Here is a 12,471-nt window from a genome sequence, read left to right as displayed (position 1 = left end):
TAGCCCCCAGAAGATTGCAGAATCAAAGGCTTGATTGATGAATACGAACACCAGCATGATCCGCTTCCAGCAAGTTAATAAATGGTATGGCCCCCACCACCATGTACTTAAAAACCTCAATTTTGAAGTTAAGCAGGGTGAAGTGGTTGTTGTGTGCGGCCCGTCGGGCTCGGGCAAATCCACGCTGATTCGTACCATTAATCAGCTTGAAGCGATTAATGACGGTGAAATCTGGGTCGATGGTATTCAGGCGAACAACCCCAAAACCGACATCAATAAACTGCGCGAAGAAGTAGGTTTTGTCTTTCAGCACTTCAACCTTTACCCGCATTTATCGGTACTGGATAACATCACGCTCGCGCCGATTCAGGTCAAGAAACAATCCGTTGAAGAGGCCAATAAAAAGGCGCTCGAATTACTCGAGCGCGTTGGCCTTGCCCATAAAAAAGAGGCTTACCCAAGTAATCTATCCGGTGGCCAGCAGCAACGGGTGGCGATTGCACGTGGTTTGGCGATGAACCCTCGCGTCATGCTGTTTGATGAGCCGACCAGCGCACTCGACCCGGAAATGATCGGCGAAGTGCTGGAGGTGATGAAGTCGCTAGCTGAGTCGGGCATGACCATGATGGTGGTCACGCATGAAATGGGCTTTGCGCGTGAAGTGGCTGATCGGGTGATTTTCCTCGATCACGGCGAAATTCTGGAAGACACCACGCCAGAAGCGTTCTTCACCGCGCCAAAAACCGAACGGGCGCAACAGTTCTTGCGCCAGATTCTGGCCCCGATGCATCAATAATACCCCCTCAGCGTATACACCCTAAAGCCAATCATTTGATTGGCTTTTTTAATATACCCATCACTCGAAAAGCATTCAGCGCCCATCTGATTTTGAACTAAAATCAAACAAAATTGCGGGAGTCCTTATGCAGATGCCATCCTTCATTGTGGCCATGCTACTTAGTTCGTTCGCCATAGCGAGCGAGCAGATCGTCATCTATTCACAATATGACTATCCCCCCTTCTGGTACCCCGATGGCAGAGGATTAAGTCAGGACCTGGCCAAAGCGCTCACCGAACATAGCAAAGGGCTGTATCGCTTTGAAGTGCAAATCCTGCCTCGCAAACGATTAGATAAACTACTGGAGGAGCCCAACTGGCAGGGCTTGATACCCTGGGTTTCCCCTGTCTGGTTTAGGGACGAAAGTAAATCTCGCTATGTTTGGACTAGCCCGCTGATGCAGGATGCGGATTTGGTTATTAGCAGTCACAGCGTGCAGTTTGATACCCCGGAAAGCCTGCAAGGGCTGACGCTAGGCGGGATTTTAGGGCATCGCTATGCGGAATTTGAAGCACTCATTAATGCAGGAAAAATACTGCGCGATGATGCGCCAAACCAAGAAATGAATTTTAAAAAGCTACAGGCAAAGCGCGTCGATTTTCTCTTTGCACCCCACAGCAGCTGGATTGAACTAAAGCTCAACAACCCTGCTACAGTTCAAGGCTTGCTCAGTGCCAACAAACCACGCAATCGCTACGAACGGCTAGTGCTGATCAGCCCTAACAATCCCGCCCTAAGCAAATATGTGGTTAAAACTGTAGATCAACTGAGCAAAGATCCAGTTTGGCAGGCAAAAATCCACCCGTATAACTACCAAAGCAAATAACTGCATACCTTACCAGCAGATACCCTACCCTAATAGCATTATAGTTTTCCGGTAAGCCCCAGACGCATCCACAGCTCAGCCACCCCGCAAGGAACTGGCTGGCTGAAATAGAAGCCTTGCATATAATTCACGCCCAAGCCTTGCAAAAAGCGGACGGTTTCCAGACTTTCAACGCCTTCAATCACCAGATCCAGCTGCAATCCTTGCGCCATTTGCGCAATGGCTTGCATCACCCGCCGCCCCTCATCAGTGTGGAGTCGCTGCGAGAATGACACATCGACTTTGAGCATTTTGGCCGGCATTTCATGTAGCTGGGATAGCGATGAGTAGCCGGTGCCAAAATCATCAATCGCCAGCACGAAACCCGCATCGCTAAGCTGGCGTAAATGGCGCATTTGCCGCGCATAATCGGTCAATGCCACGCTTTCAGTGACTTCAACGATCACATCACTGGGGCGCAATTTAAATTGACTGAGGCGCTCCACCAAGCTGGTAACAAAAGTGGGCAGATACAACTGGCTACGCGAGACATTAATCATCAGCTTTTGGCTTAGGCCCGAATCGCGCCAGTCGCGCAATTTGGCAAACGATTGCAGCATGATCTGCTCGGATAATTCCTGAATCAGGCCGACTTTCTCAGCCATTGGAATAAACAACTCAGGGCTGATCCAACCACTCTTATCGTCCATCCAACGTGCCAATGCTTCAACTGCAATAATCTCGCCAGTGCGGGCATTTACGATCGGCTGATAAAAAACTTGCAGCCCGCCATGCCGGATCGCGCTCGAAAGCCGCGATTGAATCGCAACATGCTCACGACCCAGCGCCTTGAGATGGACAATATCGCTGTAGAAACACACGCTATTACGCCCTGCATGCTTGGCGTGGTACATCGTATGGTCAGCCGCGGAGAGTAGCTCCTCGCCACTTTCTGCGTTATCAGGGTAAATGGCAAAGCCAACCGAAATGGTCGGCTGGGTTTCCATACCATTGATGATCATGCTCTGGCGAGCAGCCAAACGCAGCTGCTCGGCAATCCCCGCCAACTGCTTTTGGCTTTCAACATCGGGGACCAGCGCCACAAACTCATCACCGCCCCAGCGCGCCAGTAGGGCATTTTCTGGCAAGGCATCGCGTAAGCGTTGCGAGAGAAGCACCAGCAAATCATCGCCGGTTTTATGGCCAAAGGCATCGTTGATTTGTTTAAAATGATCCAAATCGACAAAGCCCAGCCCCACTTTGCGATGCTCACGCGCGGCCTCATCGATAGCACGATGAATCTCGTTATCCAGCAACAAACGATTTGGCAGATGCGTTAAGCCATCGTAGAGCGCCATATGCGTGATGTTTTGCTCATTTAAATGCGCCACCGTGACATCACGGAGCACGCCACGCAATGCCGTCGCTCGCTCATCAGGGCCAAAATGAGTAATCAGGCGCAGCTCAACCCAGATAAAATCGCCATCCGCACGCAAAAAGCGAAAACGCTCGCTGGTCGCGGTTTTGGATTTGAGTTGTTTCTCGATCAACTGGGTAACACGGGATAAATCCTCTGGAAATACCCAAGAACAAAGTGAGCGGCCTAAATCTTGCGTCATCGACCGCGGCTCAATACCACGCAACTGTGCCCATGCGCCGGTGGCCTCGATCAAACTACCGTTTGGCAATAAATCAACGATCGCCTCTTCAAGCAAATTCAGGGTTTCGAGCATGGTTTTCTTGCGCGCGGCATCATGCATCAAAGCCGAAACATCCTGCAACAACACCACGGCACTGCGCTTTTGCTCATCACCTAAGGGCTGAACTCGTACCAGCAGGCAAATATCGAGCTGGGAGAGCACGCAATTAAATTGCTTGCTCACCTGCCCTGACAAAATACTGGGTAGGTAACGAATCAATTCATGCGCCAATTCATATGGCAAAACAGCGGCCATTGGCCGATCTAGCAAGGTTTCGGCGGCCGGCAAGGCAGGATGACCCGACCAGACATGACGAATCACACCATGTTCATCCAGTTCAAACACCATATCCTGAGTTGCGCCGACCAACGCACGCAGGCGCTGCTGATTGGCCATGGCTTCAGCTTCTAGCTTGGCTTTACCCAGTGATTGCGCTACATGATTAGACAGCATAGCCAGCAAACGCAGCTCAATCGAATCGCGCGCACGACTATCATCATCATTCAAAAAGGCCAAAAACCCGAATAACTCACCGCGTTGCAGCAGTGGAATACACAGCAACTGCCGTATCCCCACCTGAGCCAGCAACATCTGCTCGGCTAACGGCAATTCCAGCAGTGATTTATTCAATACCATACCCACAGCAAGGGTATCTGCCAGTAGGGAATACTGGTCATAATCCAGTGACAAAAACGGGGTGGGGGTATATTCCAGCAAATGGAAATCGGCATCTCGCCATGCGGCCACTAATTTTGCCGATCGTCCTTGCTCATCGTTTAAATACAAACCAGTCATACTACTGCGCGAAGCAATGCCCAGCACTTGCAGCATTTCGACTAGGTACTCAGGGTTATCCGGATGCGCAAGAATGCTCACCACATTATCAAATGCGTTGAAATAGGTATGGTAGGTACCCAGCGCTTGCTGTTCAGAGCTGGCCAAACCAGAAAAAGCAATTGAATCAGACAACAAGAAGAAACCCTCGAGTCAAAATTTGGTCAGTTTTCGCTTAATGCAAACGTAAAACGGGAATTCATTCGAATTCCCGTTTTACTGGTCAAAACATTTTATTCTTTTGCTGGCGGTGGAATCAGCACTTCGCTGTAACCGCACTCTTTTTGTGGGCATACCTTTTCAGTACCGCGACGCTTAGTCACTTTGATCGTCATAATCGGCCATTTACATTGCGGGCAAGCCTCCGCCACTGGCGGATTCCACGTTGCATATTTGCAATCCGGATAGGTATTGCACGAATAGAACATTTTGCCATAGCGGCTCTTACGCTCGATCAGGCTACCTTTATGGCATTCCGGACATTCGATACCGGTGTCTTTGGGTTTTTCCAATGGCTCGATATGCTTGCACTTCGGATAATTGGAACAGCCAATAAACTTACCATAACGCCCCACCTTAATGTGCAAGGCTGATTCACATTTCGGGCAAGTACGATCGGGCACCACTTCGGGCTCGAGCGGCGCAGCGTTCGGATCATCGCCAATATTGCGCGTGTAATCACACTCAGGGTACGAGCTACAGCTAATAAAACGCCCACGACGACCCAAACGAATCGAAAGTTTATGCTTGCCACATTTCGGGCAATCTTCATCCATCGCTTCGTGCGTTACTTCGGCACGCGATAAAGCCTGCTTTTCTTCACACTGCTTATGGAATTTCTTCCAGAACTCGTCCAGTACCGGCACCCACTCACGCGAGCCAGTCGAGATCTCGTCGAGCTTGTCTTCCAACTTGGCGGTGAAGTTGTAATCCACGTATTGCGTGAAGTGCTCGGTGAGGAATTTATTCACCACTTCGCCAGTATCGGTCGGCGTGAAGCGCTTTTTGTCCAAGATCACATATTCGCGATCTTTCAGCGTATAAATAATCGATGCATACGTTGAAGGGCGGCCAATGCCGAATTCTTCGAGCGATTTGACCAAGCTCGCCTCAGTAAAGCGCGGAGGTGGTTGCGTGAAATGCTGCTCACCGAAGATCTTTTCGACCGGCAGCACATCGCCTTCAGTCAAGACCGGCAGACGCGCTTCGTCTTCATCATCCTCGACGTCATCTGCGTCTTCCTGATAAACGGCGATAAAGCCTGGGAATACCAAGGTCTGGCCAGTGGCGCGGAACAGGTTTTCTGCCGTCCCCACCGCAATATCAACCGCCACGGTATCAAACTTAGCGGGTGTCATCTGGCACGACAGCGTACGTTTCCAGATCATTTGGTAGAGCTTAAATTGCTCAGGCGACAGAAATGTTTTGACCGATTCTGGCGTGCGCAAGATAGAGGTCGGGCGAATCGCCTCGTGGGCTTCTTGCGCGTTTTTGGCTTTATTTTTGTAGGTAATCGGCGCGTTAGGCAGATATTCTTTATCAAAATTCGCCGAAATATAGTCGCGAATCTCGGCCAGCGCATCGTTCGACAAGGCCACCGAGTCGGTACGCATATAGGTGATCAAACCGACGGTTTCACCGCCTAGATTCACCCCTTCGTACAGCGATTGCGCCGTGCGCATCGCACGATCGGTGGTAAAGCCTAGTTTACGCACCGATTCCTGTTGCAATGTCGAAGTTGTAAATGGCGCAGTTGGGCTACGCGATTTCTTTTTCTTCTCAACCGCATGTACAACGGCATCTTTGCCTGCCAAGCCATTCAGAATCGTGGTTTGCTCAGCTTCATTCGGAATATCAAACTGGTCGAGTTTTTTACCTTGCCAAGTGGTGAGCTTGGCAGCCACTTTGCTACGGCCTTTTTTGGTATCGAGATGAATCGTCCAATATTCTTGCGCATTAAACGCGCGGATTTCGTTCTCGCGCTCACAAATCAGGCGCAGCGCCGGGCTTTGTACGCGACCAGCCGACAAGCCGGTACGCACTTTGCGCCACAGTAGCGGCGACAGATTGAAACCAACCAGATAATCGAGCGCGCTGCGTGCTTGCTGCGCATTGACCAGATTGAAATCCAAATCACGTGGATTGGCGACCGCATTGAGTACCGCCGACTCGGTAATCTCGTGGAACACCACGCGTTTAAACTGCTTTTCTGGTTTCAGCAGTTTTTTAGCTTTTAGGATTTCCAGAATATGCCAAGAAATTGCTTCACCTTCGCGGTCCGGATCGGATGCAAGGTAAACGTTATCCGCCTGCTCAACGGCATCGCAAATCGCATCGACGTGCTTTTTATTCTTGTCGATCACCTGATACTTCATTTTGAAGTCATTTTCAGGATCAACCGAACCATTTTTACGGACTAAACCGCGCACGTGACCGTAGGAAGCCAAGATCTGGAAATCTTTGCCTAAGTATTTTTGCAGCGTCTTCGCCTTCGACGGCGACTCTACGATTAAGAGATTTGCGGGCATGGTTCCCCGTTATTTAGATTCAATAGTTTTAATGGTCTTTGTGCCCAATGGTGGCGCTTTAAATTAATGCAGCGCAGCACCATCACGGCCAAAGAGGAGGTCTTCGATCAGGAGATTAGACAATGCGTCACGCTTTTGCCAAATCACCATCAATACAATCAGTTTAATTCGCTCGGCACTCACCTCGCCCTCAGGCTCACGCCAAACTCGATCGAGCACCAATTCACGTTCACCGGCAGTCAAAATTTTGGCTGCATCAAGTGAAAACAAAAATTGGGCGGCTTCATCGCTAAATCGGGCCAGCTCCATCGGTTGCAAACTACGCAATACACCTGAGTGTGAATCCAACGCACGATAAGGCGTGACATCAATCTGTTTTAATTCACCCAGCCACGCTAGCGCATCATGAATATCTTCGCCTTCGAATCCGGCCAACGACAGTTTTTTTGCCAATTGCGACACATCCGGCAGGCCATCGGCGTTGTAAAACTGCTCAAAAAGGTAGGCCAGCACTTCTAGCATAATCAGCTTCTCACAGCCCCTGCGAGCCTTTGGTAACGATTACCCGGCAAGCAAGACAACTGCCCTTCTAATTCCAAACCCAACAGAATCGCGCACAGCGCCTCGCTAGTCAAGCCAGTTAGCTCAATCAATGCGTCAAAATTGATTGGATCCCAGCCCATTTTGCTCAAGACAGGGTCATTGGAATGATTTTCTACTACTTCAGAATGGGCTGGTTTTTTGGTTAGATTAGGGAGTGAAAACAGACTCAGTGGTGCGGCAAGTTCATCAAAAATATCGGCCCCAGACTCAACCAATTTGGCACCATTCTTAATCAAATGATGACATCCTTTTGCCAGAGGAGAATGAATCGAGCCCGGAATAGCAAACACTTCGCGCCCCAACTCAACCGCCTGACGAGCGGTTATTAATGACCCACTCCCCAAAGCAGCTTCAACCACCAAACAACCCAGACCCAATGCTGCAATCATTCGATTACGCCGTGGAAAATGCTCAGCTTTGGGCGGAGAACCTAAAGCTAATTCAGACAGAATCAAACCATTATTAGCCAATTCATGTGCCAGCGTGCGATTTGTAGCTGGGTACACTCGATCTAAGCCCGTTCCAACAATCGCGATACTTGAGCCTGTATTTGCCAAACCGCCACGATGCGCAGCCGCATCTATACCACTAGCTAAACCACTAATAATGGTGATCGCGTGTAAAGATAAATGCTGCGCAAAAGCTTCCGCGTTTTGTATGCCCTGTGCACTGGCATTACGACTTCCAACGATGCTAATTGCTGGCCGATCCAACAAAGCTAGATTCCCCATGGCATACAGCAATGGGGGAGCATCGGGCAGATCAAGTAGTTTCTTGGGATAACGGTCATCCGCCAGAGTCAAAATGGCACAATCAGTTCGCTTTACCCATTCGATTGCAGCACTTAGTTGTGGCAGATCACGCTGCTGATTGGCGTGGATTTCAACCGCAAGCGGCCGTGGCACGTATTGCACCAAAACATCCAATGGTGCCGCCAAAATAGCAGCGGGCTCCCCAAGAGCCCGCAATAACTGGATCTGTCCCCGCGGGCCTAAGCCATTGACTAAGCTCAGGCGTAACCACGGGATCAACTCATCCATATCCAGCAAGGATTACTCCGTTGCTGCCGCTTGTGCGTTGACTAGATCCCCCGTATTCACTGGCATCGTGCTATCTAACACCAAGCCGTATGAAATATTCGGGAATACACGATAAATAAACAAGTTTGCGTTTTTGATTGGCGGAGTCATGCGATCTGGCTCTGACTTCTCTTCTTTTTTAACCATTCGCGGCGCTTTATAGGTAAAGAACACAGTACCGACATCCACACCATCGAGCGCACCTTTATTGATCACGACCGTCATCAAAGAGCCTACGTCACTTACACCACCATACGTCGAGGCGACTTTCCCTTCGATCGCCTGTTGCGGCAGGTGAGGAGCATAGTTGAGGAAAGTTTTTTCTGGCGATTTAACCATGCGATCGCCAATTTGGATCTCGCGGAATGATGTAGCCACCTGCAATGTTTGCACGTCTCCAACTTTACGCACCACCACATCGCCCAAGTAAATCACTTCCATACCTAATGACTCTTTTGGGTTGTCCGGGTTCATAATTTCTTTACCCTGACGGAATACTTGGTAGGTTTCACCTGCCTCAATATCAGTCAAACCAACCGCATAGATTTGATCATTGGTGGTATACATCACTCGATCATCTGGACCGGCTGCAATGCGTGGTGCCGCTTTAAAGCTAGCCATATCCATAATCAAAGGCTTGTAAAGGAAAGGCTCAATCGACGTCATTGCAATACTTGGCGTAGCATCACCTTCTAGGCTACTAATACGAACCCGCGGGCTTAACTTACCGTTACCGCCCCGTCCATCCGCTTTGGCATTTTTCAGTAGACGCAAACAAGGCTTGCCATTGCAATTACCGAGTACAATTACGTCACCGGGATAGATCCAGTGCGGATTTTTAATTTCTGCCTTATTGAGCTGCCAAATTTCCGGCCAGCGCCACGGCTGCTTCAAAAACTTACCCGAAATGCCCCATAGCGTATCGCCTTTTACTACCGTGTAACTTTCCGGTGCATTGTCCGCGAGCTTGAGTTCATCCGCGAATGCCGCGCCAGTCATGAAACCAGCGGCCAAAAGAAAGGATATAATTGATTTACGCATAGTGTGAGCCCAGTTCTCGCCGTAAGTGCAGCAAGTAAATTTTCGATTTGGATAGGTCCAGTGGATAATATGCAGCCCTATTCAAATTTCTATATGATGAATTAAGCTTAAGCAATAATTAACCGATTCTGCATCACAAACTTTTGGTCTAGCAAGCAAAGATGGCAATTCTTAATATTTTGCACTACCCCGACGAGCGTTTGCACACAGTTGCACAGCCGATTACCCATTTTGATGCGGCTTTACAACGCCAAATCAACGATATGGCTGAAACCATGTACGCAGCGCCCGGTATTGGCCTAGCCGCGACCCAAGTCGATTTTCATTATCGCTTGGTCGTGATTGATATTTCCGAAAACAAAGACGACTTGCTCGTACTGATCAACCCGGAAATTATAGAACGCGATGGCATCACAACCTATGAAGAAGGTTGCTTGTCAGTGCCCGGCATTTATGAAGAAGTTGAGCGCGCAGAACGCATTAAAGTCAAAGCCCTCGACGCACAAGGCCAGGCATTTGAATTTGATGCAGATGGCTTACTAGCCATTTGCGTGCAGCATGAAATCGATCACTTGGATGGCAAGGTTTTTGTTGAAAAACTGTCACGCCTCAAGCTCAATCGCATCGTACAAAAGCTCAAAAAACGCAAAGCAATGTAAATCCCTGCCGGCGATTAGCCTGCGACTTTTGATCGACAACGAGTGTCATTGAACTTATGAAAATAATCTTTGCCGGTACGCCCGATTTTGCTGCCAGCGCACTGCAAGCTTTAATTGATGCAGGCCATGAAATAGTCTTAGTGTTAACTCAGCCAGATCGCCCAAGTGGGCGCGGCATGAAGCTCACGGCCTCTGCAGTGAAAGAAGTCGCCATTGCCAACCAGATTCCAGTGTATCAACCAGAGAAGCTACGTACGGCTGAGCAGCAAGCGCCACTACAGGGTATTGAGGCAGACGTCATGGTGGTTGCTGCCTATGGCATCATACTCCCGCAAGCGGTGCTTAATTTGCCACGTTTGGGCTGCCTAAATATTCATGCCTCGCTACTGCCACGCTGGCGTGGTGCAGCGCCGATTCAGCGCGCTATCTTGGCCGGGGATGCCGAAACGGGCATTACGATTATGCAAATGGATGCCGGCCTCGATACCGGCGACATGCTGTCGATTCACCGCACCGCCATTGAAGCCACCGATAACGCGACTAGTCTGCACGACAAATTAGCCGTTCAAGGCGCGCAAGCCATCGTCGCTGCGCTGGCTGATCTACCGCACTTACAAGCCCATCGTCAGACTCAGCCCGAGCAAGGCGTCACTTACGCCGAAAAGCTCAAAAAAGAAGAAGCACAGATCGACTGGCAGCAAGACGCCAAGCAACTGGATCGCATGATCCGTGCCTTTAACCCCTTCCCCAGCGCACAAACCAGCTTGCAAGGCGTGGCAATCAAAATCTGGCAAGCCAGTGCGTGCGACAGGCAAGGCCAAGCAGGTCAGATTCTAGCGTTAGAAAAAGAAGCCATAGTGGTGGCCTGCGGCCACGGCGCGCTGCGGATTACTGAATTACAAAAAGCCGGTGGCAAACGACTGGGTGCGCAGGCATTTTTGGCCGGTAATGAATTAAGCGTTGGTCAATTTTTCGGCCAGTAAGCAATACAATCAAGAAGGGTATATTGATCAAAAGCAGATCATTATTAAGCCTTATCAACATACCCAAGCAACCGGATGTCTGAATGTTACTCACGCAAACCCTCGCCTGTGAAACCGTTTTTGCGGTGCTCTCAGGCCAAAATCTGACCGAAGCCCTGAGTACCACTTGGCGCCAAAATCCAAATATTACGCCCCAGCAACGCGGTGCGGTGCAAGACATCGCCTACGGCACCTTGCGTCATTTAGGCCTATTGGAAGCGCTGCTCAATACGTTAGCCAGTAAACCGCTGAAAGAGCTAGAGCTCAAAGTGCTGCTGCTCACCACGCTGTATCAATTGCAATTCACGCGTGCGGGCGCGCATGCGGTGGTTGATCACGCAGTCAATGTGGCGGCCAAGATTGGTCAGGGTAAAGGCAAAGGGCTGGTTAATGCAGTATTACGCAGCTTTTTGCGCCAAAAAGATGAGCTAGTGGCTGCCGCGCAAAAAAATGAACGCGCCAAGTTCAACCACCCGAAATGGTGGATGACCGAAATGAAAAACGCCTACCCCAAGCAGTGGCAGCAAATTTTGCAGGCGAATAATCAGCACCCGCCAATGACGCTGCGTGTAAATCGCCGCCATAGCAATGCCGAGCAATACCTAGCGCTCTTGAGCGAGCGTGGCATTGCCGCTCGTCGCCTCAGTGACTTTAGCATTCAGCTCGAAAAAGCCCAGTCGGTCGATGCCTTACCGCATTTCTTTGATGGTTGGGTGTCGGTACAAGACTGGGGTGCACAAGCCGCTGCGCATTTACTTGATGTCAAAGATGGCATGCGGGTACTGGATGCGTGCGCCGCTCCGGGTGGCAAAAGTGGTCATCTACTGGAGCTGGCGGATATCGCACTCACCGCGATTGATGCCGATTCAGGCCGTCTCAAGCGCGTCGATGACAATCTGGCGCGGCTCAATTTACGCGCAACCGTAATGACTGCCGATGCTAGCAACCCAGCAGCTTGGTGGGATGGCCAGCAGTTTGATCGCATTCTGGCTGACGTACCTTGCTCGGCCACCGGTGTCGCACGCCGCCATCCAGATATCAAATGGCTGCGCCGCCCCGAAGACTTTGCTGAATTCTCCCGTCAACAAGAAAAAATGCTAGATCAGCTTTGGCCACTCGTAGCGTCAGGCGGCAAACTACTGTACGCTACGTGCTCGGTGTTTCCGGCAGAAAACCGACTATCCGCCGAAGCCTTTGCCCGCCGTCACCCCGATGCACGGCGTGAGGCGCTAAGTTCCGAGCATATTCCAGCTGACTTAATTGACGGCCAGCTATTACCGAATTCTGAGCATGATGGTTTCTTTTACGCACTATTTACCAAAGCCATTTAAATTCATGGCTTTAAGCGGTTGGCGCCTAATA

General features: G+C 50.2%; 10 protein-coding genes. 5 read left to right on the top strand and 5 right to left on the bottom strand.

Annotated elements, in window-relative coordinates:
- Nucleotides 1-55: 55 nt before the first annotated feature.
- Nucleotides 56-796 carry an amino acid ABC transporter ATP-binding protein gene (locus tag HZU75_RS11010; protein WP_180308800.1) on the top strand — a complete coding sequence of 247 codons (741 nt, stop codon included), beginning with the start codon at nt 56-58 and terminating at the stop codon, nt 794-796.
- Between the two features lie 127 nt (nt 797-923).
- Complete coding sequence (locus HZU75_RS11005; RefSeq protein ID WP_180306108.1) at nt 924-1,664, top strand: substrate-binding periplasmic protein; 741 nt, start codon at nt 924-926, stop codon at nt 1,662-1,664.
- 38 nt (nt 1,665-1,702) lie between these two features.
- Here the strand turns inward: HZU75_RS11005 and HZU75_RS11000 are convergent, their stop codons facing one another.
- The 5 genes from HZU75_RS11000 to HZU75_RS10980 form a co-directional block, all read right to left on the bottom strand.
- Nucleotides 1,703-4,312, bottom strand: a complete 2,610-nt coding sequence (locus HZU75_RS11000; RefSeq protein WP_180306107.1) for a bifunctional diguanylate cyclase/phosphodiesterase — start codon at nt 4,310-4,312, stop codon at nt 1,703-1,705.
- Between the two features lie 98 nt (nt 4,313-4,410).
- Nucleotides 4,411-6,705: a type I DNA topoisomerase gene (gene topA / locus HZU75_RS10995; protein ID WP_180306106.1), complete on the bottom strand. Its 2,295-nt coding sequence runs from the start codon at nt 6,703-6,705 to the stop codon at nt 4,411-4,413.
- 63 nt (nt 6,706-6,768) lie between these two features.
- Nucleotides 6,769-7,227, bottom strand: coding sequence for a DUF494 family protein (locus tag HZU75_RS10990; protein ID WP_180306105.1), 459 nt, complete (start codon nt 7,225-7,227; stop codon nt 6,769-6,771).
- A gap of 2 nt (nt 7,228-7,229) precedes the next feature.
- Complete coding sequence (dprA, locus tag HZU75_RS10985) at nt 7,230-8,348, bottom strand: DNA-processing protein DprA (RefSeq protein WP_180308799.1); 1,119 nt, start codon at nt 8,346-8,348, stop codon at nt 7,230-7,232.
- A gap of 12 nt (nt 8,349-8,360) precedes the next feature.
- Nucleotides 8,361-9,428: a LysM peptidoglycan-binding domain-containing protein gene (locus tag HZU75_RS10980; RefSeq protein ID WP_180306104.1), complete on the bottom strand. Its 1,068-nt coding sequence runs from the start codon at nt 9,426-9,428 to the stop codon at nt 8,361-8,363.
- Between the two features lie 161 nt (nt 9,429-9,589).
- Between HZU75_RS10980 and def the strand changes: the two genes are divergently transcribed.
- From def to rsmB, 3 genes are all read left to right on the top strand, one after another.
- Nucleotides 9,590-10,087, top strand: coding sequence for a peptide deformylase (gene def, locus HZU75_RS10975; protein ID WP_180306103.1), 498 nt, complete (start codon nt 9,590-9,592; stop codon nt 10,085-10,087).
- 56 nt (nt 10,088-10,143) lie between these two features.
- Entirely contained in the window at nt 10,144-11,070 is a 927-nt protein-coding gene (gene fmt, locus HZU75_RS10970) for a methionyl-tRNA formyltransferase (protein WP_180306102.1), read from the top strand.
- Nucleotides 11,071-11,153: 83 nt separating this feature from the next.
- Nucleotides 11,154-12,440 (top strand): 16S rRNA (cytosine(967)-C(5))-methyltransferase RsmB, encoded by a 1,287-nt coding sequence (gene rsmB, locus HZU75_RS10965; protein WP_180306101.1) that lies wholly within the window; start codon nt 11,154-11,156, stop codon nt 12,438-12,440.
- Nucleotides 12,441-12,471 lie beyond the last annotated feature (31 nt).

Origin of the sequence: Chitinibacter fontanus (assembly GCF_013423785.1) — a bacterium.
Classification (GTDB): Bacteria; Pseudomonadota; Gammaproteobacteria; order Burkholderiales; family Chitinibacteraceae; genus Chitinibacter; species Chitinibacter fontanus.
This window is presented reverse-complemented; position numbering and strand designations above follow the sequence as displayed.

Excerpts from the sequence above, each read along its gene's own strand:
- HZU75_RS11010 (WP_180308800.1), top strand. The coding sequence starts at position 56 with ATGATCCGCTTCCAGCAAGTTAATAAATGGTATGGCCCCCACCACCAT.
- HZU75_RS10990 (WP_180306105.1), bottom strand. The coding sequence starts at position 7,227 with ATGCTAGAAGTGCTGGCCTACCTTTTTGAGCAGTTTTACAACGCCGAT.
- rsmB (WP_180306101.1), top strand. The coding sequence starts at position 11,154 with ATGTTACTCACGCAAACCCTCGCCTGTGAAACCGTTTTTGCGGTGCTC.
- fmt (WP_180306102.1), top strand. The coding sequence starts at position 10,144 with ATGAAAATAATCTTTGCCGGTACGCCCGATTTTGCTGCCAGCGCACTG.
- dprA (WP_180308799.1), bottom strand. The coding sequence starts at position 8,348 with ATGGATGAGTTGATCCCGTGGTTACGCCTGAGCTTAGTCAATGGCTTA.
- topA (WP_180306106.1), bottom strand. The coding sequence starts at position 6,705 with ATGCCCGCAAATCTCTTAATCGTAGAGTCGCCGTCGAAGGCGAAGACG.
- def (WP_180306103.1), top strand. The coding sequence starts at position 9,590 with ATGGCAATTCTTAATATTTTGCACTACCCCGACGAGCGTTTGCACACA.
- HZU75_RS10980 (WP_180306104.1), bottom strand. The coding sequence starts at position 9,428 with ATGCGTAAATCAATTATATCCTTTCTTTTGGCCGCTGGTTTCATGACT.
- HZU75_RS11005 (WP_180306108.1), top strand. The coding sequence starts at position 924 with ATGCAGATGCCATCCTTCATTGTGGCCATGCTACTTAGTTCGTTCGCC.